General features: G+C 69.2%; 18 protein-coding genes. 8 read left to right on the forward strand and 10 right to left on the reverse strand.

The genetic code is table 11. The features are described 5' to 3' along the window. Positions 1-642: 642 nt before the first annotated feature. Both uvrB and AB0F17_RS08905 read right to left on the reverse strand, forming a co-directional pair. Complete coding sequence (gene uvrB / locus AB0F17_RS08900) at positions 643-2,751, reverse strand: excinuclease ABC subunit UvrB (RefSeq protein ID WP_358018603.1); 2,109 nt, start codon at positions 2,749-2,751, stop codon at positions 643-645. A gap of 151 nt (positions 2,752-2,902) precedes the next feature. Then, positions 2,903-3,826 carry a LysR family transcriptional regulator gene (locus tag AB0F17_RS08905; protein ID WP_358018606.1) on the reverse strand — a complete coding sequence of 308 codons (924 nt, stop codon included), beginning with the start codon at positions 3,824-3,826 and terminating at the stop codon, positions 2,903-2,905. A 94-nt stretch (positions 3,827-3,920) separates the two neighbouring features. Here AB0F17_RS08905 and AB0F17_RS08910 point away from each other — a divergent pair, with 94 nt between their 5' ends. Next, positions 3,921-5,120 (forward strand): cysteine desulfurase-like protein, encoded by a 1,200-nt coding sequence (locus AB0F17_RS08910; protein ID WP_358018609.1) that lies wholly within the window; start codon positions 3,921-3,923, stop codon positions 5,118-5,120. Positions 5,121-5,130: 10 nt separating this feature from the next. Here the strand turns inward: AB0F17_RS08910 and merB are convergent, their stop codons facing one another. Further along, positions 5,131-5,838, reverse strand: a complete 708-nt coding sequence (gene merB, locus AB0F17_RS08915; protein WP_358018612.1) for an organomercurial lyase — start codon at positions 5,836-5,838, stop codon at positions 5,131-5,133. Between the two features lie 94 nt (positions 5,839-5,932). Here merB and AB0F17_RS08920 point away from each other — a divergent pair, with 94 nt between their 5' ends. Next, positions 5,933-6,805 (forward strand): AraC family transcriptional regulator, encoded by an 873-nt coding sequence (locus AB0F17_RS08920; protein WP_358018615.1) that lies wholly within the window; start codon positions 5,933-5,935, stop codon positions 6,803-6,805. A 136-nt stretch (positions 6,806-6,941) separates the two neighbouring features. Here AB0F17_RS08920 and AB0F17_RS08925 read toward each other — a convergent pair whose 3' ends face one another. From AB0F17_RS08925 to AB0F17_RS08945, 5 genes are all read right to left on the reverse strand, one after another. After that, a complete protein-coding gene (locus AB0F17_RS08925) occupies positions 6,942-8,066 on the reverse strand; it encodes an FAD-dependent oxidoreductase (RefSeq protein WP_358018618.1) in 1,125 nt (374 codons plus the stop codon). A gap of 335 nt (positions 8,067-8,401) precedes the next feature. Continuing rightward, entirely contained in the window at positions 8,402-9,256 is an 855-nt protein-coding gene (locus tag AB0F17_RS08930) for a hypothetical protein (RefSeq protein ID WP_358018621.1), read from the reverse strand. 204 nt (positions 9,257-9,460) lie between these two features. After that, on the reverse strand, positions 9,461-9,694 hold the full coding sequence (locus tag AB0F17_RS08935) for a helix-turn-helix transcriptional regulator (RefSeq protein WP_214637574.1): 234 nt from the start codon (positions 9,692-9,694) through the stop codon (positions 9,461-9,463). Positions 9,695-9,716: 22 nt separating this feature from the next. Next, positions 9,717-10,571 carry an ABC transporter permease gene (locus tag AB0F17_RS08940; protein WP_358018624.1) on the reverse strand — a complete coding sequence of 285 codons (855 nt, stop codon included), beginning with the start codon at positions 10,569-10,571 and terminating at the stop codon, positions 9,717-9,719. After that, a complete protein-coding gene (locus tag AB0F17_RS08945) occupies positions 10,568-11,482 on the reverse strand; it encodes an ABC transporter ATP-binding protein (protein WP_358019296.1) in 915 nt (304 codons plus the stop codon). The genes AB0F17_RS08940 and AB0F17_RS08945 overlap by 4 nt, the downstream gene beginning before the upstream one ends. A gap of 150 nt (positions 11,483-11,632) precedes the next feature. Between AB0F17_RS08945 and AB0F17_RS08950 the strand changes: the two genes are divergently transcribed. The 3 genes from AB0F17_RS08950 to AB0F17_RS08960 are packed head-to-tail and all read left to right on the forward strand — an operon-like array spanning position 11,633 to position 15,214. Next, positions 11,633-13,204 (forward strand): SPFH domain-containing protein, encoded by a 1,572-nt coding sequence (locus AB0F17_RS08950; RefSeq protein WP_358018627.1) that lies wholly within the window; start codon positions 11,633-11,635, stop codon positions 13,202-13,204. Further along, positions 13,201-14,430 carry an SPFH domain-containing protein gene (locus AB0F17_RS08955; protein ID WP_358018630.1) on the forward strand — a complete coding sequence of 410 codons (1,230 nt, stop codon included), beginning with the start codon at positions 13,201-13,203 and terminating at the stop codon, positions 14,428-14,430. The genes AB0F17_RS08950 and AB0F17_RS08955 overlap by 4 nt, the downstream gene beginning before the upstream one ends. 10 nt (positions 14,431-14,440) lie before the next feature. Continuing rightward, on the forward strand, positions 14,441-15,214 hold the full coding sequence (locus AB0F17_RS08960) for a sporulation protein (RefSeq protein ID WP_358018633.1): 774 nt from the start codon (positions 14,441-14,443) through the stop codon (positions 15,212-15,214). A 64-nt stretch (positions 15,215-15,278) separates the two neighbouring features. Here the strand turns inward: AB0F17_RS08960 and AB0F17_RS08965 are convergent, their stop codons facing one another. Next, positions 15,279-16,106, reverse strand: a complete 828-nt coding sequence (locus tag AB0F17_RS08965) for a PIG-L family deacetylase (RefSeq protein WP_358018636.1) — start codon at positions 16,104-16,106, stop codon at positions 15,279-15,281. 238 nt (positions 16,107-16,344) lie between these two features. Between AB0F17_RS08965 and AB0F17_RS08970 the strand changes: the two genes are divergently transcribed. From AB0F17_RS08970 to AB0F17_RS08980, 3 genes are read left to right on the forward strand one after another with little or no spacing between them, the layout of a single operon-like run. Then, positions 16,345-17,385: a hypothetical protein gene (locus AB0F17_RS08970; RefSeq protein ID WP_358018639.1), complete on the forward strand. Its 1,041-nt coding sequence runs from the start codon at positions 16,345-16,347 to the stop codon at positions 17,383-17,385. Beyond that, positions 17,382-17,999: a hypothetical protein gene (locus AB0F17_RS08975; RefSeq protein WP_358018642.1), complete on the forward strand. Its 618-nt coding sequence runs from the start codon at positions 17,382-17,384 to the stop codon at positions 17,997-17,999. The genes AB0F17_RS08970 and AB0F17_RS08975 overlap by 4 nt, the downstream gene beginning before the upstream one ends. Positions 18,000-18,009: 10 nt before the next feature. Continuing rightward, positions 18,010-18,825, forward strand: coding sequence for an inositol monophosphatase family protein (locus AB0F17_RS08980; protein WP_358018645.1), 816 nt, complete (start codon positions 18,010-18,012; stop codon positions 18,823-18,825). A gap of 39 nt (positions 18,826-18,864) precedes the next feature. Here AB0F17_RS08980 and AB0F17_RS08985 read toward each other — a convergent pair whose 3' ends face one another. Then, a complete protein-coding gene (locus tag AB0F17_RS08985; RefSeq protein ID WP_358018648.1) occupies positions 18,865-20,037 on the reverse strand; it encodes an SLC13 family permease in 1,173 nt (390 codons plus the stop codon). Between the last annotated feature and the right edge of the window lie 203 nt (positions 20,038-20,240).

Consider the following 20,240-nt stretch of genomic DNA (forward strand, 5'->3'; position numbering starts at 1 on the left):
CTGGGAGCGCCTGGGACTGCCTAGCCGTGCGGCGTTCACGTCCCTCGCCATTCGGGCCAGTCATGAACGTAGCTTGTGAGGGCGCCGTATACCCCCTGCTATAGGTAGAGGGTCTTCCTCCATGAGTGGGAATCCTCGTACTCTGATATTGATCTTTCCTCCACGTTCCGCTTCGGGCGTCTATCGTCGAGGCTGGACGCCTGGGCAGCGAACACCCACCCAGTACGAGTGGGGTGGGCGTTTCCTGGCTCTCAGCTCGCCCGGCGATCCTGGACGCCGGCTGCGGATAGGCGCTCGCGGCGCCGCTCCCGCAGGCTGACCACACCGTGCTTGACCCGCTGCGCCTCCAACAGCTTGCGGCTCTGAGGGGTCGAGCGGTAGGAGCCAGTACCGGTCTCGATGGTGGTGCCGCCAAGGCAACTCGCTCCGACCAGCCGACCGGGCGAAGCGTTCTTGGAAGGCGGTCCGAGCGTAGCGAGGTCCTTCAGGGGGCGGGCGTCAGCCCGCCTGGGAGGACGTCCGGAGCGTAGCGGAGGGCCTTTTTGGGCGGGTGGGCATCAGACGGCCAACCACCGAATCGGGTAACGGGCGGGGAGAAAGAACGTCCGGAGCGAAGCGGAGGCCCTTTCTCCGGTCGGCCGCCTACTTCACCCCCGCCTCCCGCATGTCCCGCAGCTCCCGCTTGAGCTCCTTGATCTCGTCGCGCAACCGAGCAGCCACCTCGAACTGCAGGTCGGCCGCCGATTGATGCATCTGCTCGGTGAGCGACTCGATCAACGACTCCATCTGTGCCCGGGGCATCTCGCCCGCGATGGTCTTGGCGTGCTGCCCGGCCTGGCGGGCGGCGAACCCGGGCACCGGTGCCTTGCCGCGCGACTGCTGGCGGCCGCCCCCGAGGAGCCGGTCGGTGTCGGCGTCCTCGCGTTGCAGCGAGTCGAGGATGTCGGCGATCTTCTTGCGGAGCGGCTGCGGGTCGATGCCTTTGGCCTTGTTGTAGGCGATCTGCTTGTCCCGCCGCCGGTTCGTCTCGTCGATGGCCCGCTCCATCGACGGCGTGACCTTGTCGGCGTACATGTGGACCTGTCCGGAGACGTTACGGGCGGCCCGGCCGATGGTCTGGATCAGGGAGGTCTCCGAGCGGAGGAAGCCTTCCTTGTCAGCGTCGAGGATGGCCACCAGCGACACCTCGGGCAGGTCGAGGCCCTCGCGCAGGAGGTTGATGCCGACCAGCACGTCGTACTCGCCGGAGCGCAGCTCGCGCAGCAGCTCGATGCGGCGCAGCGTGTCGACCTCGCTGTGCAGGTAGCGGACCCGGATGCCCAGCTCGAGCAGGTAGTCGGTGAGGTCTTCCGACATCTTCTTGGTCAGCGTGGTGACCAGGACCCGCTCGTCGCGGTCGGCGCGCTCGCGGATCTCGTGGACCAGGTCGTCGATCTGCCCCTTGGTGGGCTTGACGACCACCTCGGGGTCGATCAGCCCGGTCGGCCGGATGACCTGCTCGACCACGTCGCCCTTGACCCGGCCCAGCTCGTAGGAGCCGGGCGTGGCCGACAGGTAGACGGTCTGGCCGATGCGCTCCAGGAACTCCTCCCACTTCAGCGGCCGGTTGTCGAGTGCCGACGGCAGGCGGAAGCCGTGGTCGACCAGGGTGCGCTTGCGGGAGGCGTCGCCCTCGTACATGGCGCCGATCTGCGGCACGGTCTGGTGGGACTCGTCGAGGACCAGCAGGAAGTCTTCGGGGAAGTAGTCGAGCAGCGTGTTGGGGGCGGTGCCCGCCTCGCGGCCGTCCATGTGGCGCGAGTAGTTTTCGATGCCGGAGCAGGTGCCGATCTGGCGCATCATCTCGATGTCGTAGGTGGTGCGCATGCGCAGCCGCTGTGCCTCCAGCAGCTTGCCCTGCCGCTCCAGCTCGGAGAGCCGTTCGGCCAGCTCCGCCTCGATGCCGGTGACGGCCGCCGCCATCCGCGCCTCGCCCGCGACGTAGTGGGAGGCGGGGAAGATGTAGAGCTCCTCGTCCTCGGTGATGACCTCGCCGGTCAGCGGATGCATGGTGGCGAGCTTCTCGATCTCGTCCCCGAACATCTCGATGCGTACGGCCAGCTCCTCGTACTTCGGGATGATCTCGATCGTGTCGCCGCGCACCCGGAAGGTGCCCCGGGTGAAGGCGAGGTCGTTGCGCGTGTACTGCATGTCGACCAGGCGGCGCAGCAACTGGTCGCGGTCGATGTCCATGCCGACGCGGAGCCTGGCCATGCGGTCGACGTATTCCTGCGGCGTGCCCAGGCCGTAGATGCAGGACACGGAGGCCACCACGATCGTGTCGCGGCGGGTCAGCAGCGAGTTGGTCGCCGAGTGGCGCAGCCGCTCGACCTCGTCGTTGATCGAGGAGTCCTTCTCGATGTACGTGTCGCTCTGCGGGACGTACGCCTCAGGCTGGTAGTAGTCGTAATAAGAGACGAAATATTCAACAGCGTTGTTGGGCAGCATCTCCCGCAGTTCGTTGGCGAACTGCGCGGCGAGCGTCTTGTTGGGCTGCATGACCAGCGTGGGCCGCTGCAATCGCTCGATCAGCCAGGCGATCGAGGCCGTCTTGCCGGTGCCCGTGGCGCCCAGCAGGACGTTGTCCTTCTCCCCGGCCTTGACGCGGCGCTCCAGCTCGGCGATGGCCGTCGGCTGGTCGCCGGAGGGAGTCATCTCGGTGACGACCTCGAAGGGCGCCACCTTCCGCTGCAAATCAGTGACCGGTCGCATGCTGCCACTTTAGGCGGCGCCACTGACAGAAACCGTCAACCTGGTGAGGGGGTTACCAACCGTCGGATGTCGAGTGTGCCTGATGTGTTTCCAGTGGTGCCTCGACCTTCCTGGGACGTGCCGGAACAGGCGCGTGAGCAGGGGTGAGTCCTCACGACTGCGCGCTCTTCACGGCACCGGCCAGGAGCGTGACCAGCTCGTTGACGATCGGGGGGCGGGCGCCGGGTCTGCTGACGGCGAGGATCTCCCGGTGGAGCGGAGCGACCCCGGGTGGCAGAAGCACCCTCTCGATTCCGGCGTCGTGTCCTGCGCCGAGGAGCGTGGCCGGGATCAGGCCCACCGCGAGGCCGGCTCTGATCATGGCGAGCATGCTGTGCAGGTCCTCGGTCTCCAGCGTCACCTGGGGCGCGATCCCGAGCTCTCCGGTCCAGCGGAGCAGCAGACGCCGGTCGGGGTTGTGCGCGTGGCCCGAGACCCACTCCCGTTCCAGGCATTCGGCCAGCTCCACCGGGCGTCGGCGCCCCGGCTCGGCACCCGTGACCAGGACCAGCGGTTCGCGACCCAGAACGGTGATCGTCAACGCCTCGGACGGGGCCGGTGGGTCCTCGGGCAGGTAGCGGTAGGCGACGAGCAGGTCCATGTCCCCTGACTTCACCCTCGGCACCCCCTCGTCCGTCTCCACGACGATGAGCCGGATCCGGGGACCCGGGCGGCGAGCCCTGAGCGTGGACAGGACCTCCGGGAGCAGGTAGGTCATGGCGCTGGGGTAGGTCCCGACGCGCAGTTCGGCGATCTCGCGGTTCGCGATGCCGTTGGCGGTGTCCTGGAACCGCGCGGTCGCATCGAAGAGCGTCTCGGTCGCCTGGGCGAGGGAGCGGCCGGCCGCGGTGAGGATCAGCCGGCTGCCGGGGCGGCGGACGATCAGTTCGATGCCCATGTCGCGTTCCAGCGCGGCGATGTGCTGGGACACCGCCGAGGGCACGTAGCCGAGCGCCGCCGCGGCCTCGGCCATCGAGCCCTGGCGCACCACGGCCAGGAACGTGGCCAGGAGCTTCAGATCCGGCTGAGACTTCATGGATCATGAACTTTCTCTTCGAGATCCATCGCTTTACGTGCTCGCGAGGTCGACGCCAGAGTAAAGGCACTCCGCCCGACAGAAAGCCGAGACTGTGGCCATCGACCTCACCGCCCTCCGGGCCCATTTCCCCTCCCTCGAGACCGGCCTCGCCTACTTCGACGGGCCGGCCGGAACGCAGACCCCCCGCCCCGTCGCGGACGCCATCGCCGCGACGCTGACCGGCCCCCTGTCCAACCGGGGAACCGTCAGCCCGTCCGAGCTCAACGCCGAACGTGCCGTCGCGGACTTCCGCGCCGCCTACGCCGACCTGCTCCACATGCCCGCGAACGGCATCGTCCACGGCCGCAGCGCCACCCAGCTCACCTACGACTTCTCACGCCACCTGGCCAAGGGCTGGAAAGCGGGAGACGAGATCATCCTCAGCCGTCTGGACCACGACGCCAACGTCCGCCCCTGGATCCAGGCGGCCGAGCGCGCCGGAGTGACGGTCCGCTGGATCGAGATCGACGCCGACACCACGGAGCTGGACCTCGACTCGTACGACCGGGCCCTCTCACCGCGGACCCGCCTGGTCGCGGTCACGGCGGCCTCCAACGTGCTGGGCACCAAGCCACCCGTCCGCCGGATCGCCGACCGGGCCCACGAAGTCGGCGCCCTGGTGTACGTGGACGGAGTCCACTTCGCCGCGCACCACCTTGTGGACGTACCCGCTCTCGGGGCCGATCTGTTCGTCTGCTCGCCGTACAAGTTCCTGGGACCGCACTGCGGGGTGCTCGCGGCAGCACCCGAGTTCCTCGAAACCCTGCGCCCGGACAAGCTCGTGCCGTCCCCTGACACCGTTCCTGAGCGTTTCGAGTTCGGCACGCTCCCCTACGAGATCCTGGCGGGCGCCACCGCCGCCGTCGACTTCCTGGCGGCGATGGACCCCGGTACGGGGACCTCGCGCAGGGAGCGGCTGACGCGATCGCTGGGCTCCATGCATGAGCACGAGCAGTCGCTGCGGACGAGACTGCAGGAGGGTCTGCGGGCCTTCGGCGACGCGGTCACCCTGCACTCGAACGCCCCCGACCGCACCCCGACGCTCCTGATGACCCTCCAGGACCGCGACGCACGCGAGGCCCAGGCGCACTTGGCCGCGCGCGACGTGGTGGCGGTGGCCGGGTCGTTCTACGCCCACGAGCCTTTCACCGCGCTGAAGCTCAAGGACCCCGCCCTGCGAGTGGGTCTGGCCCCGTACAACACCACCGATGACGTGGACCGGCTCCTCGATGGCCTCGCCACCTTCCTCTGACTCGAAGACCTCAGTCGGGCAGCCCCCAGAAAGATCCGTGCAGGCCGACCTCGGCGAAGTAGGCGGTGGCGGAGGCGAGGTCGCGGCGGGTGTAGCCCGGTTCCAGGCGTCCGGTGTACCAGTCGCGGGCGAGCCGCCACAGGGTGCCCAGATCCATGACGTATCCGCGCTCCTGGCCCGTTCGCCGCAGCCAGGTGCCGACGCAGTCAGTGGAGCAGAACAGGCGCTGGTTGGCGCAGGTGTGGACGACATCGTCCCAGGCCCGGTGCATGGGGGTGCGGAAATGGGCTACCTGGTCGCCTCGCGGGGGTGCGTCTCGGCCGACCGCCCAGGCGTGTGGGGTGTCGCAGGCCGGACAGCGGGTGGCGACCAGGACGTCGGGCTCGTTCTGGAGCAGATGGGGGATGGCGAACGAGTCCCAGGCGCAGCCGCCCCACCACAGTGTGCGCGCCCCCATGACGGAGAAGCCGAGCGGCACGGACGCGAAGGGGTGGGCCATCACGACCTGGTCGTTGTCCTGCGGGTTCAGGACCACATCATGGCTTCCGTGAAGGGTGCGTAGTTCCTGACGCACCTGGTCGGAGGCGAGTCCGGTGAGTGCGGCCAGTTCCGGCACGCTCGGAGCACGGCCGGTGCGGGCGAATCCGTGGTAGACGGCCAGGCGGACCCGCTCCGTCCCGTGAAGGCTCGTTGGTGGTACTGAGACGTTCCCGGTCATTCTGGTGATTCCTTCGCTGGTTGCGGCGATGTGTGTCCAGGGTGCGCCTTGAGCAGGTCCGGGGGCTTGAACGCTCGTGCGGCACAATGGAGCGATGCCGTCTTTCGGAGAACGCGCTGCCTACTGGCGGGTTCCCGGGCTTGCGCTGGAGGCCATGCACGCCCGCTTCGAGCACTACGCCTATCCGATGCACGCCCACGACACATACTCCTTCGGAGTCACCGACGACGGCGCCCAATCGTTCGCGTGCAGGGGAGAGCGGCACGTCAGCGCGGCCGGACTGGTCATGGCGTTCAATCCGGACGAGCCACACGACGGACAGTCGGCCGTCCACCACGGGTACCGCTACCGGATGCTGCACGTCGGCGAGGATCTGCTCCGGGACGTCCTCGACGACGCGGCTCCCGGCCGCGCCGGGCTGCCGCTCTTCGACACCCCGGTGGTGGACGACCCGGCCCTGGCCCGAGCCGTGGCCCGCCTCCACACCGCGGTCGTCGAGAACGCACCCCGCCTGGTCGTCGAGGAACGCCTCACCGCCGCCGTGCTGGCCCTGTCCCGCGACGCCGCCACGCGTCCGGCACGTCTGCCGGACCGGCAGGGCCGAGTGGAGCTGGCCTCCATGGCACGGGCCCGCGGTCTGCTGCGGCAGCGATTCGCCGAGAACATCGCCGCCGACGAGCTGGCCCGAGTGGCCGATTGCAGTCGCTTCGCGCTGTACCGGGGCTTCCGCGCGGCGTACGGCTTCGCCCCCAGCGACTACCAACGCGATCTGCGGTTGCGCCGAGCTCGTGCGCTCCTGGCCGAGGGCGCGTCACCGGCGTCGGCGGCCGCCGACGCCGGCTTCGCGGACCAAGCCCATCTCACCCGATGGTTCACCCGCACCTACGGTGTCACCCCAGCCGCCTATCGCAGGGGTTGCCTTAAAGATCCTTTGATCCCAGTTGACCGACCGCTCCGGTTGATGTGAGCAGACCCCCGCGCGCACCTCGATTCTCCTTCGTCGCTGAGGTACGGCCTGGGGCGGCGTCCGGAATCCGGTGCAAAAGGGACGGGCGCGGTTCCGGCGTCATGGTGATGTCAGGTGGTGCCGCTTGCTCGGGCCGTCACGGGGGGAACCGCTCCGGGCGGAAGTCCGCAAGCATCTCATCTCTCTTCCCGCTGAGGATCTCCGAAGCAAGCAACCGGCCGATCACCGGCCCGAGCGTGATGCCGCTGTGGGAAACGGCCTCGTAGTAGCCCGGCACAGACGGCACCGCTCCCACCGAGGGGTATCCGTCGGCCGGGATGGGCCGGTCGACTACCCGTGTCTCTACGATGCGGGAGTCGCCGAGCTCGGGAACGACGTGCCGCGCCGATTCGTGGAGCAGCCGTGCGAGTTCCGCTGGATCTTCGCCTGTGTCGATGAGTGCGTCGATCTCACGGCTGTGGAGGACCACCGAAGCGTCTCCGTCAGGACGGATCTCGATGTGCGGCGCGTGCATGGCCCGGCGAACCGGGACCTGAGCGCAGCTGATCCGGGTGACGACGCCGGGTTCCCGGCGCATCGGCAAGCGCCGTGCGATGAGCTCGGCGACGTGGGAGGCGCCGGGGCCCGCTGCGTTCACGACGGTGTCGACGTCGAGACGGCTCCCATCGGATAGAGCAACTGTCCGGATGCTCCCGTCGGTATCGGTGCCGATGTCACAGACGGCGGTGCCGGACCGGTGCTCGGCGCCGGATGCAACGGCCTGGCCGACCAGGCGGCCGACGAGATGACGTCCGTGCACCCAGGCTTCGTCGGGGTAGAACACGACTGGAACCTCGCCGGGCATCGTGAGAGCAGGTTCGAGGCGGCGGCGCACCTCGGCCCCCGTGCACACCTCGACCCGGTAGTTCCAGCCGGCCAGCAGTCCGGCTGTTTTCAGGAGCTTCGCCTCCGCTGCGGGATCGTCTGCCCAGCGCAGGTGGCCGCTGGGATGCCACCATGAGTCCGGCCCGATGGTCCTGGCAAGCTCACGGTAGGCTGCCATGCCCGCGACGTTCAGGTCGAAGTAGGACTTGCGCGCGGTCTTGTTGCTGGCATTGACCCACGAGAAAGACCAGTTGGTGACGCCTTCACCCGGCTGGCCCGCGTCGATGAAGATCACCTTGGCGCCGTGCCGGGACAGGTTCCAGCCCACGCTGGCTCCGAGGATGCCCACTCCGATGACGGCAACACGTTCAGGCCGCTTCACGGACCCGATCCTCACGAACGCCCCTTCCTAGATCACGGGCGAACTCCCATTTCTAGCATGCGAACAGGTGGAACGGTGAGCACTATGAACGGGACAGGCAAAGGCTCCGGAATCGGGTGCCGAAGCGGGCGAGCGCGGTGCCGGCTTCTTGGTGGGCACTGACTTTCCCGGGGCGGTCGCCTTCCCGGGCGGCGGTGCGTGGCCGGAGCCGGCGGGGCGGGTCGAGGAGCGAGCGGCGCAGGTCTTGGAGCGTGGCCCAGAGAAACCGATCACCGTTCTTCGGGAACCACAGGTCCGCTTGGCGAGCACCGGCAACAGTTCATTCCCTGGAGACATGCCTGGCCGTACGTTCATCCAGCCGTGGGGCGATCGCCGGAGACGAGGTCGCCGAGCTGCACCACCGTGATCTCGTACTGATCGATGGCGCCGACCCAGCCGGCTACCACCGAACACTCGAACCGCTCCAGCGGGTTGTCGGCGTCGGCGCCCAGATAGCTGAGATCCGCGATCGACGAGGGGTCGCAGAAGCCGCGCAGGTGCGCGCGGAGCGCCGCGTCGGTCACAGCGGCGATCTGTTCCTCTCCTTCCGCGTCGATCTTGCCCTCGTAAGGGACGAGGCTTTCGGGGCCGGCGCCGATGCCGGTCGCGACTCGGAGAGCGTCCAGGAGCGTGCCGTTGGAGGCGATGCGCGCTTCGTAGAGGTACCAGACGTCCTCCGGCAGGTGCGACGCGGTCAGGTCGACGCTGTGTCGTTGCAGCAGCTGCCCCAGATCGGCACCGCGGATGAGATCGGAGGAGGGCAGACTCATGGCGTCCAGGTCGCGGGCGAAAGCCTCAGGGAGCCCTTGCGGGTCCACTCCGAACCATGACTCCTTTGCGTCGAACCGCAAAGGCGCGTAGTCCATCTCTCCGTTGAGGAGGAGATGCTCCATGGCCAGTGTTGTTTCGCCGGCCAGCGCGGCTGGGTCCAGCCATGCGGCATCCGTGCGCGCGTCGGTTTCGTAGAGCCAGTTGCCGCCGTAGTAGGCCGCGTAGGCATCGGTGGGGTCGAAGCTCGACAACGGACGGCCCAGCAGGACTCCGAAGGCCTGTTCCAGCGACGTCTGCCAGCCGTGGGAGATGTTTGCGGCAGTGTGGTCATGTGTCGACATAGCAGCACTGTAGAAGGTCTCGACGATGGTGCCGCCATAATCTGCCCGCCCCAACCAGCCGACCCGGCGAAGCGTGCTGGAAGGCGGTCCGAGCGCAGCGAGGTCCTTCAGGGGGCGGGCGTCAGCCCGCCTGGGAGGACGTCCGGAGCGAAGCGGAGGGCCGTTGTGGGCGGGCGGGCATCAGACGGCCAACCACCGAATCGGGTAACGGGCGGGGGGAAGGACGTCCGGAGCGAAGCGGAGGACCTTGGGTGAAGGTCAGGCGGACCGTTCCCCGATCCGTGGAAAAGGGGTGGTGGAGAAGACAATCTCGACCGACACCTCGAAGTATTCGGCGATCCGCAGCGCCAGGTAGAGGCTGGGGCTGTATTCGCCGCGTTCCAGATAGCCCACGGTCTGGTAGTGCACGCCCAGAGCGTCGGCGAGTTGTCGGCGGGTGACACCGCGTTCGGCGCGCAGCAACGCGATGCGGTTGTAGACGATCTCGCTCATCGCCGCCCATCTTCTCAGCCGATCAGCCGATACGTTGCAGTGCTCGGTCGCGGCGCAGCTGCATCAGCGAGCCGGCCTCGCGCCGGGCCATCCTGCGCAGGATCGGCGGCGCCAGCAGCAGGCCGGCCACGGACCAGGCGCCGAGTACGCCGATCGTCTCCAGGGTGTGCCAGGAGCCGCCGATCTCCGCGGCCGCGGCGGAGGCGGGCGACAGGGCCGAGCGCATCCCGAGCCCCAGCCAGTACAGCGGGAACACGTGCGCCAGCGCCTGCAGCCAGCCCGCCAGTGCCGTCAGCGGGTAGAAGATCCCGGAGACGGCGGTGAGGCCGCCGACGGCGAGCATCGACAGCCCGGCAGCCGTCTGCGGGCTGTTGGCCAGCGAGCCGATGATCGCGCCCAGCGGCAGCGTGGCCAGCAGCCCGAGCAGGATCACCCAGGCCATGGTCAGCCAGCCGCCCGGCCCGGTGCGCGTCAGCGATGGCACCAGGAACAGCCCGGCCACGAGCACGATCAGCACGCTGATCACGGTGGTGAGCGACACCGACACGATGCGGCCGACCAGATAGCCGACCATGCCCTGCGGCAGGGCCTTGGCCCGCAGCAGGGTGCCGTCCTCACGTTCGACGGCCAGTGCGCCGACCGCGCCGAGCAGGGCGTTGAAGGCGGTCAGCATTCCGAGGATGCTCGGCAGGGTGACCGCGGCCAGCGAGATGGACGTGCCGGGCAGCGTCGCGTCCCGCTGGAAGTACATCACGACGACCAAGGCGACCGAGGTGACGACGGTGAAGCCGATTTCCTGCGGGTTGACCAGGGCGTTCTTGAACTCGGTCCAGCCACGGGACACCCCGAGCCGGGCGGCGTGCAGCGTGGGGTTCATGCTTCTTCCCTTCTGACGATCGCCATGTAGGTGTCCTCGAGCGTCGCCCGCCGTACCTCCAGATCGCCGATCTCCTCGCCGTGCTGGGCGAACAGGTCGCGGACGAAGCCGGTGGCGTCGTCGGTGGCATGGACGAAGTGCTCGCCGCCGACGCTCCAGCGCACCTGCGCGTCGCGGGAGACCTGGCGGGCCAGGCGGTCGGCGCTGCCGTCGGCGACGATCTTCCCGCCGGCCAGGATGAGGATCCGGTCGGCGAGCTTCTCAGCCTCGTCCAGGTCGTGAGTGGTGAGCAGGATGGTGGTGTCGTCGAGGTCCGACAGCCGGTGCACGAGGTCGTGGAAGTCGCGGCGGGCCTGCGGGTCGAACCCGGCGGTGGGCTCGTCGAGGAACAGCACGTCAGGGCGCCCGACGATGCCGATGGCGACGTCGAGGCGGCGGCGCTGCCCGCCGGAGAGCCGGGCGACCCGCTTGTCGGCGTGTTCGGTGAGGCCGACGGCGGCCAGCAGTTCGTCGGTGGGGAGCGGGCGGATCCGGCCCTCGTCCGAGTACGGCGCGTAGTAGCGGCCGAAGTGGTCGAGCAGGTGGCGGACCCGCCAGCGGCCGTGGTCGCGCCACGACTGCAGCACCACACCGAGCCGGGCCCGCCACCGCTCGTCGCCGTGGGCCGGGTCGGTGCCGAGCACGCGTGCGTCGCCGCCGGAACGTACCCGGAAGCCTTCGAGGATCTCGATCGTGGTCGTCTTGCCCGCGCCGTTCGGGCCGAGCAGCGCGATCACCTCGCCCGCGTGCACGGTGAAGTCGACGCCCTGGAGCACCTCCACCGGCCCGTAGCGCATGCGCAGATCACGGACCTCGATGACGGCGGGATCCGTCGGGTCCGTCAACCCGGAGCCTTCATCCAGCTCCCTCATGACCTTCATCAGATCCTCCCGATAGTAGGTCTACTACATTGGTAGCACACCTACTATCAATTGCAAGAGGAGTGCGATGACCGCTTGCAAGCGAACAGTAAGTGTCACCCGATACGGTCGGAATCGCCCGTAGCGGAAGAGGAAGGTGCAATGTCACGACCCAGAGAGGCATTGATCCAGGCAGGTCAGGGCATAGCCCAAGCGGTCGTTCAAGGCGGTGACATTCGTCAGGCCGTCGGGCAGGCCGTGAATCAGGCGGGCCAGTGGACCGGTCAGGCCCAGGGCTTCACGCTCAACCCGTACGACTTCGCGGCCGCCCGTGACGGCGGCGTGTCGGTGGGCACGCTGATCGAGGCTCGGACGGCGTCGCTGAACGAGGCCGGCGAGATCATCAACCGCAGCTTCGCCGAGAACGGCATGCACGTGATCTCGCCGGTGGTGATCCCCAAGGGAACCACCGCGAAAGTGGTCGTGCCGCTGGGCATCCTGGTGGTGCTCGGCCTGATCGGCGCGCTCGGCAACGTCATACCCCGAACCGACGTGTTCTTCGGCCCGCACTACTGGGTCGTCCTGATCCTGGCCGCCGCCTTCCTGTGGTGGCGGCGCAGCGTGGTGATGGTGCCCGAGGGCTGCAAGGCGCTGATCACCAAGTTCGGCAAGCTGGTGCAGATCGCCGACCCCGGCCGGGTGACGCTGTTCAACCCGTGGAAGCGGGTCAGCTACATCGTCAACACCACCCGCGAGTACCCGTTCAACGCCCCCATCAGCGAGGCCCCCACCCAGCAGGGCGTCAAGGCGAGCGTCGACCTGTTCCTGCAGTTCCGGATCGAGAACCCGGCGGAGTTCATCTTCGTGCTCGGCTCGGTCAGCGGCTTCCAGTCCAAGCTGCAGAACGCCATCAGCGAGGTCACCCGCTCGCTCATCTACGCCCAGCGGGCCGAGGACATCTACGACCTGGTGGGCGAGAGCACGCTGGGCATGCTGGACAACCTCAACCAGCAGTTCCTGCCCGCCGTACGCCTCACCGACGTGAACATCACGCACGCCGAGCCGTCCAGCCAGGAGTACCGGATGGACCTGGCCGCGCCCGAGATGGTGCGCGTCGCCAAGGAGGCCTACACCTACGAGTACGAGCTGCAACTGCGCAAGGAGCAGAACGAGGGCGACCTGATCAAGGAACTGGCCGGGCTGCAGGAGACGCTGAGCGCGATCCAGGCGGAGATCGCCGGCTACCAGGCGCGCATGGACACGGCGCTGGAGCGGGCCTCCCACCAGGCCAAGGCACAGGCCAGGCAGCGCCTGGTCGAGGCGGAGTCCTCCGCCAACGCCAACTCGGCGCTGCTGGAGGCGCAGGCGCTGGACATCAGGGCGCTCAGCGCGGCCGAGGCGCCGGAGATCCTCGACTACCGCTTCCAGCAGGACCTGCTGGACAAGCTGGAGTCGGTCGCGACCCGGCTGCCGCAGGTGGTGCAGGTGGGCGAGCACACCGACATCGACTTCCTGGCGCTGGCCCAGCAGCTGGTCGGCGGCAAGGGGGCGGCGCTGTTCTCAGCCGAGGACATGGCCGCCATCCGGGGCCGGCTGGGCGAGATCGGCAAGCGCGTGGAGGACAGGGAGGCGGAGATCACCGAACTGCTCAGGAAGGTCGCCGAAGAGGTGACCGAGGCGCCGGAGCCCGAACTCGCCGCCGCGCTGCCGACCATCGAGGGTGAGGTCCGATGAGCCGCGAGTTCTCGAAGATCAAGGAGTCGCTGGCCTCCTGGTCCGACATCCGCCAGTTGTTGCGCGGTGGCGAGCAGGGCCAGCTCGTGCCCGTCGTGATCCCCAAGGACAGGCGCGGCTTCGCCTGGATGACGCTGATCTTCGTCGCCGTCTACTTCGCCGGGATGGCGGTGATGGGCAACCTCGTCATGACGGCCTCGCTGGCCGCGGTGTTCTTCCTGGCCGTCGCGCTGGTCTGGATGTGGCGCCGGGCGATCATCGAGATCGAGGAGGGCACCACCGGCGTACGCAGCCGCTGGGGCGCCATCACCGGCATGCTCCCGCCGGGCCGCCACTACCTGTGGCTGCCGTGGGACCGGGTGGACGCGGTCGTCGACACCTCCACCGAGATCCCGTACTCGGCGCCGATCGTGGCCTGCCCGACGGCCGAGAACGTGCCGCTGAAGTCGATCGAGTTCTTCCTCAAGTTCCGCATCGTGGACCCGGTCGCGTTCGTCCGCACGATCGGCGCGGGCAACTTCGACCTGGTGCTGTCGAGCGCCGTACAGGACGCGATCAGGCAGCGCAGCCGCCGGGTCAACACCGAGCGCGCGTACGACCTGCGCGGCTCCGACGTGGGCGACATGCAGGAGGCGCTCAACCGCCAGCTCGGCCGCTACGGCGTGCGCATCACCGGCGCCAACATCCCCGACGTGCAGTTGCCTGACCAGTACCAGCAGCACCTGGCCACCCGCGAGAAGGTGGCCAAGGAGCTGTCGGCCTACGAGCGCGAGTGGGAGCTGACCCGCAAGCGCCGCATCGACACCCTGCTCATGGAGATCGAGCGGTCCAAGAAGACCCGTGACGCCCGCGTGGTCGAGGTCAAGGCCGCGCACAACACCGCGCGCAAGGACGTGGCGCGCATGCTGGAAGAACAGGCGACGGAGGCGCAGCGGGTGCGCTGGGAGATCGAGGCCCGCGGCCGCGCCGAGCTGACCTCCGCCGAGAACGAGGCCAAGGCCCTGCGCAGGCTGGCCGCCTCCTACCGCGACAACCGGGCCGTGCTGCAGTACGAGCTGGCCCGCAGGCGCCTCGACGTGGGTGCCAAACTGGCGGAGAACGCCCCCCAGCCGCTGGTGGTCCGCACCCAGCAGGGATCCGGCGACTCCGCACTGTCGACCTTGCTCCTGGCCCAGTTGCTCCCCCGCTTCACGGGCCATCACAACGGAGAGACCCCCGGGTCATAGGAGAACCCCCATGGTGTTTCGCAAACTGATGGCCGCGTTCGGCGCGGGCGTCGAAGTAGACACGGTACTGACCGACAGCGGTGTACGGCCCGGCCAGACGTTACGCGGCGTGGTGCACTTCCGCGGCGGCGGCGCCGACTACAAGGTCGAGGGCATCTACCTCGACCTGACCGCGGTGGTCGAGGTGGAGCGCGGCGACGAGGAGTACAAGACCAGCTACGGCTTCCTGCGACGGCAGGTCGCCGGGACCTTCCAGCTCACCGCCGGCGCGCAGCACAGCCAGCCGTTCGAGATCGTCATCCCGTGGGAGACGCCGATCAGCGCCGTCGGCGGCCACCCGCTGCACGGCATGCGGCTGGGCGTGCAGACGGAGCTGGCGCTGGCCGGCGCGATGGACAAGGGCGACCTCGACCCGCTGTTCGTCAACCCGCTGCCCGCGCAGGAGCACGTCCTGGCCGCGCTCGACCGCCTGGGCTTCGGCTTCAAGAAGGCCGACCTCGAACGCGGCACGCTGCGCGGCTCGACGATGCCGTTCTTCCAGGAGATCGAGTACTACGCGGGCGGGCAGTGGCGGCGGCACTTCAACGAGCTGGAGCTGACGTTCATCGCCGGGCCGCGGCAGATGGACGTCATCCTGGAGGCCGACAAGCGCGGCGGCTTCCTGACCTCCAGCCACGACGCCTACAACCGGTTCACGGTCCGTTATGACGACCATCCGGGCTCGGCGGACCAGGCGCTGCAGCACGCCCTGGAGCAGATGGCCCGCCGCCGCGGCTGGCTCTGAGCCCTGATCCCAGCCGCCGGGCGGCGTCGAGCGACAGCTCGGGCCGCCCAGCGGCTGGGGAACGTCAGTGCCGAGGACCGTGGTCGTTGATCTTGTACATGCGTTCGAACCAGGCCCCGTAGTGCCAGCCGGACCTGGCCCGGTAGTCGTGGCTCCGGTAGACGCCGAAGATCTCGCGCTTGAGCTCGCGCATCCGCCACGGCACGTTCGGCGCCCAGACCGTCATCGGGTAACCCCGATAGGCCACCAGGCGCACCTGTGTGTGCTCGGCGGCGGCGGCCGCGAAGCGGGCGGAGGCCACGTGGTCGGGGTGGTCGCACATGCGGCAGCGCGGCGGCGGGTCCGGGTCGAGCGTGCGGACCACGTTCGCGTGGTACTTGCGGTAGATGGCCCGCAGCAGCAGCACCACGTCCTCCCGGCTCACACACGGCCGGTCGGCACCGCCGAAGGGGTGCACGCAGTTCCGGCCCGCCCATAACCTGGTCAGCGCGTCACGGCCGCCGTCGGCGCGCGGGTCGCCGCCGTCCGGCAGCCCGACGAAGATCAGCATGACCCGTGGCCGCTCGGCCAGGGAGTCCACCTGGACGGCCAGCCGCCCGGCCGTCATCACCTTGGTGCGCCACGCGTTGCGCACCCCCGCCAGGTGGGCGTACGCGGCGCGCAGGCCCGCCACGCGGTCCCGCGCGTACACGAACGGATCATGCTGATCGTCCAGCCCCGCGGTGCCCTCGCCCGCGGTGAGGTAGACGGTGATGCTCGGCCGTTCGCCCCGCACCCCGCCGTACAGGTCGGGGCTCATGAACAGCAGATCGTCGTCCGGATGGGCGACGACCTGCACGAACCGCTCCCCCAGCACCGATTCGGACGGCGCGGCGGCGAGGGCTGGCCGCACCGGGCACACCGTGTGAACGACCAGCGCCAGCGCCAGAGAACCCGCGCGAAAGCTCGATAAAAATCCCCTCATTCCCCACCCCTGGGGAGCAAGCGTAGAGATCTGTTGGTCTCCGCGCCTTACCTATTAGGGGGAGATGTCAGGTCATCCCAGGGGAGGAGGCACGCTCTATCCGCGCGCTTGTAGCGGTCGTTACCATGATTGCGGAACTGTCTGATCGTCGGATGCGGGGCAAGCGATGGCACGGTTCACGGCGGCGCTGAAGCGGATCGCCCCATGGGCGGCTCAGAACGCCGACGGTGCGATCGCGCTCGGTCTGGCCATCGTGGTCGGCGTGCTCGGCATCATGCCCGACACGATCTTCGGCAAGGAAGGCGACGACGTCCAGAAGCAGCTCGTCAGCGCCGCGACCCTGGTGATCCTGGCGCTGGTGGCCACCGCGCTGCTCCGCGACCGGGCGCGCCAGGCACCGCTGGAGGAGACCGTCACCTCCGGCGCGCTCGCCCAGCTGCCCGTGCGCCTGGCCCGGCTCGAGGAGATCGAGAGCCTGGTCACCGGCACCCGGCGGGCACTCGACTCCCTCCAGCTGGTCAGGGTGCTCGGCAGCCGGCAGGAGATCGCGCAGGCGCACGCCGACGCCCGCAAGGACACCACGAGGTGGAGCTTCAAGGGCGGCACCGGCACCTACCTGCGGGCGGTCACCCTGCCCGAGTGCGTGGCGGCGGCCAGGAAGGTCAAGCGCCACCTCACGGTCAGGATCGAGGTCATCGACCCGTCCAACGTCGAGGTGTGCGAGACCTACGCCCACTACCGCCGCTCCCTGTCCGACGTGCCCGACGGCACCGGCGAGACGTGGACGGCCGACCGGGCCAGGAAGGAGTCGTACGCCACGATCCTGGCCGCCTTCTGGCACCGCCAGCGCTACGGGCTGCTCGACATCGGCATCGGCTTGTCGTCCACGATGACGACGTTCCGCTGGGACCTGTCGACCACCCGCCTGATCATGACGGTCGAGGACCCCAACCGGGCGATGACCGCGCTGGCCGGCACCTTCTACTTCGAGAACTGCGACACCGAGCTGCGGCTCAGCTTCGAGCAGGCGCGGCTGGTGCCGCTGGAGATGTACAAGAAGGTGCAGCTGAGCGACGAACCCACCGTCGAGGAGGTACAGGAGCTGTTCACCCGGATCTCCGTCCCGCTGCCCAGGTCCTACGACGACCGCGACGTCGTCGACATCGCCCGCAAGGCGCTGCGCGCCAGGAATCCGTACGACACATGAGTCATCGCGGCGTCCACCAGCAGCTCGCCCGGGGACGGGCCCGCCCCTGGGCGCTGGCGGCGCTGTCGGGCCCCCGCATCAGGGCCGTACGCCACCCGCTCGGCTTCGTCTGCCTGCCGCTTGAGCGAGACGGCGGCGACGGGGTATGTCTCCATCTGTGGTCGGCCACGTTCGCGCACGCGGAGAGCACCACGTCGGGCATCCACTGCCACAGCTGGGACCTGTTCAGCCACGTGCTCTACGGCCAGGTACACAACGTGCACGTGGAGGTCACCGACGCGGTGCGCGACGCCACGCACCGGGTGTTCGAGGTGGTCAGCGCCGCCGACGGCGACCGCATCACGCCCACCGGCCGGACCGTGCGGCAGGAGACGGGGCTGGTGGAGGTGTTCGGCCCCGGCGACACCTACACGCTGCCCGCGGGCCGTTTCCACAGCAGCGTGGTGCCGGAGGGCGGCGAGGCGGCCACGATCGCGCTCGGCCGCGGCCGTCCGGGCAGCCGCGATCTGTCGCTGGGCCCGCTCGGCACCGGCGACCACCACGTGTCCAGGCAGCCGCTGGACGACGAGGAGACAGCACTCGCCGTCCGCCTGATAGCCGCCCACCTGAGTTGAGGGATGCCCGATGGATCTGGATCACGCTCGCGCGGTCGCCGTCGCCGCCGCCGAGGCCGCGGGCGAGCTGCTCGTGGCCGGCACCCGCGGCGCGCTCGGCGCCCGGCCCAAGGGCGGCTCGGGCGACGTGGTCACCGAGCTCGACCTGGCCTCGGAGAAGCTGCTGGTCGAGCGCGTCCTCACCGCTTTCCCGGCACACTCGGTCATCGCCGAGGAGTCGGGCCTGCTGGGCGCCGCCGGTGGCGAGTGGACATGGCTGATCGACCCGCTCGACGGCACGAACAACGTGGTGATCGGCCTGCCCGCCTACGTCGTCGGCCTGGCCCTGTGCCGCTCGGGACGCCCCATGCTGGGCGTGGTGCACGACCCGGTCTCGGCCCAGACCTGGTCCGCGATCCGCGACCGCGGCGCCGTCACCTCCTCGGGGGTACGGCTGGCGCCGCCGCACAACCCCTCGCCGCACGGCCCGCTGCTGGCGTGGACCCAGGGCTACTCCGTGTCCAGGAGCGACACGACGGCGCAGGCCATCACGCACGCCTTGGAGCTGCGCGCCAGGCGCGTGCTGCGGCTGTGGGCGCCACTGCTGTCCTGGGCGATGCTGGCCAGAGGCGACATCGACGGCATCGTCGGCTACCGGGCCGAGGCGATCGACCTGCCCGCGGGGGCGCTCATCGCGCGGGAGGCGGGCATCGAGATCCGGGCGCTCGACGGCGGGCCGTTCGAGGAGGGGTTCGACGGCACGCCCGACGACCGCAGCTTCGTCGCCACCCACCCGAGCGCCATGCCCGGCCTCCTCGACCTGCTGCGCACCCGAGCCGCTATGTGACCTTGCCCTTGCGACCGTGCGTGCCACGGCGGCGGGTGGTCAGCCGAAGGTGACAAGGGCCCAGACGGTGGTGACCATGCCGACGACCGCCAGCCCCGCGCCGGTGGCCAGGAAGCGGCGCATCGGGACCCGTACGTCGTGGCGGCGGCACGACTCGAACCAGAGCAGCGTCGCCAGCGACGCCCACGGCGTGATCACCGGCCCCACGTTCGTGCCGACCAGCAGGGACAGCAGCCGATCCTGGTCGCTCGACGGGATGACGCTCGCGATGGCCTGGAAGGCGGGCAGGTTGTTGATCAGGTTGGACAACCCGGCGCCCACCGCCGCCGTCCGGTAGGGATCCTCCTCGGCGCCGATCATCCAGCGCATCAGGTCGGCCAGGCCGTACCGGCTGAGGGTGGGCACCACCAGGAACAGGCCCGTCACGAAGATCAGCAGTTGCCAGGGGATCAGGCTCCACGTCAGCCGGGCGCGGTCGCGCACGAAGAACGCCACGACGACGACCAGCGCGGCCGCCATGGCGGCCGCGCCGACCTGGACCTTGAGCAGCAGCGCGCCGATGAACAGCAGGCAGCCCGCGCCCGCGGCGGCGAACAGCACGCGGTCGGCGACCGGCTCCAGCACGGGCGGCGTGTAACGCAGGTCGCGACGCTGGCCCCGGCGCCAGTAGAAGACCCAGAGGAAGGCCATCGTCACGGCGATCGAGACGATCTGCGGCGCCCACATCCGCGCGGCGAACTGCTGCGCGTCGAGAGCGATCTTGTTGATGCCGAGCAGGTTCGTCAGGTTGGAGACCGGGAGCAGCAGGCTGGCGGTGTTGGCCAGCCAGATCGTGGTCATCGCCAGGGGCAGCGCGGCGATGCGCGCCCTGGGCGCCAGCGCCAGCATGACCGGGGTGAGCAGCACCGCAGTCGTATCGAGATTAAGAAATATCGTAATAAATGAGGCGAAGGCGGTACAGAGGAAGAAGAGCGCGACGTAGTTACCCCGCCCCAGCACCGCCATCCGCGCCGCGATGGCGTCGAAGACCTGGGCCTCCTTGGTCAACTCCGCCAGCACGATGATCCCGACCAGGAAGACGAGCAACGGCCCGATCTCGTCCATGCTCCCGGCGGCCTCCCGCCACGGGAGCAGCCCGGTCGCCACGAAGAGCAGGCCGAGCGCGAGCAGCCCGATCCGGATCCAGTCGAGCACACCGAGACGTCGCCACACCCGACGATGATCGCACAACCCTGTTTATGGCCTCACTTCGTGAGGCGGGCTCGGTCGCCCGATGCCGCCGTCTTCCCCCGTCGCTCTGGTCGCTACGCTCCGTGCTTATTTGCCTCACTCCGTGAGGCGGGCTCGGTCGCCCAATGCCGCCGTCTTCCCCCGTCGCTCTGGTCGCTACGCTCCCGGCGCTCCTCCTCCAGACG

The sequence above is a fragment of the Nonomuraea sp. NPDC026600 genome, from assembly GCF_040638335.1.
In the GTDB taxonomy this organism is placed as follows: domain Bacteria; phylum Actinomycetota; class Actinomycetes; order Streptosporangiales; family Streptosporangiaceae; genus Nonomuraea.

Excerpts from the sequence above, each read along its gene's own strand:
- uvrB (WP_358018603.1), bottom strand. The coding sequence starts at position 2,751 with ATGCGACCGGTCACTGATTTGCAGCGGAAGGTGGCGCCCTTCGAGGTC.
- AB0F17_RS08905 (WP_358018606.1), bottom strand. The coding sequence starts at position 3,826 with ATGAAGTCTCAGCCGGATCTGAAGCTCCTGGCCACGTTCCTGGCCGTG.
- merB (WP_358018612.1), bottom strand. The coding sequence starts at position 5,838 with ATGACCGGGAACGTCTCAGTACCACCAACGAGCCTTCACGGGACGGAG.
- AB0F17_RS08920 (WP_358018615.1), top strand. The coding sequence starts at position 5,933 with ATGCCGTCTTTCGGAGAACGCGCTGCCTACTGGCGGGTTCCCGGGCTT.
- AB0F17_RS08935 (WP_214637574.1), bottom strand. The coding sequence starts at position 9,694 with ATGAGCGAGATCGTCTACAACCGCATCGCGTTGCTGCGCGCCGAACGC.
- AB0F17_RS08940 (WP_358018624.1), bottom strand. The coding sequence starts at position 10,571 with ATGAACCCCACGCTGCACGCCGCCCGGCTCGGGGTGTCCCGTGGCTGG.
- AB0F17_RS08945 (WP_358019296.1), bottom strand. The coding sequence starts at position 11,482 with ATGAGGGAGCTGGATGAAGGCTCCGGGTTGACGGACCCGACGGATCCC.
- AB0F17_RS08950 (WP_358018627.1), top strand. The coding sequence starts at position 11,633 with ATGTCACGACCCAGAGAGGCATTGATCCAGGCAGGTCAGGGCATAGCC.
- AB0F17_RS08955 (WP_358018630.1), top strand. The coding sequence starts at position 13,201 with ATGAGCCGCGAGTTCTCGAAGATCAAGGAGTCGCTGGCCTCCTGGTCC.
- AB0F17_RS08960 (WP_358018633.1), top strand. The coding sequence starts at position 14,441 with ATGGTGTTTCGCAAACTGATGGCCGCGTTCGGCGCGGGCGTCGAAGTA.
- AB0F17_RS08970 (WP_358018639.1), top strand. The coding sequence starts at position 16,345 with ATGGCACGGTTCACGGCGGCGCTGAAGCGGATCGCCCCATGGGCGGCT.
- AB0F17_RS08975 (WP_358018642.1), top strand. The coding sequence starts at position 17,382 with ATGAGTCATCGCGGCGTCCACCAGCAGCTCGCCCGGGGACGGGCCCGC.
- AB0F17_RS08980 (WP_358018645.1), top strand. The coding sequence starts at position 18,010 with ATGGATCTGGATCACGCTCGCGCGGTCGCCGTCGCCGCCGCCGAGGCC.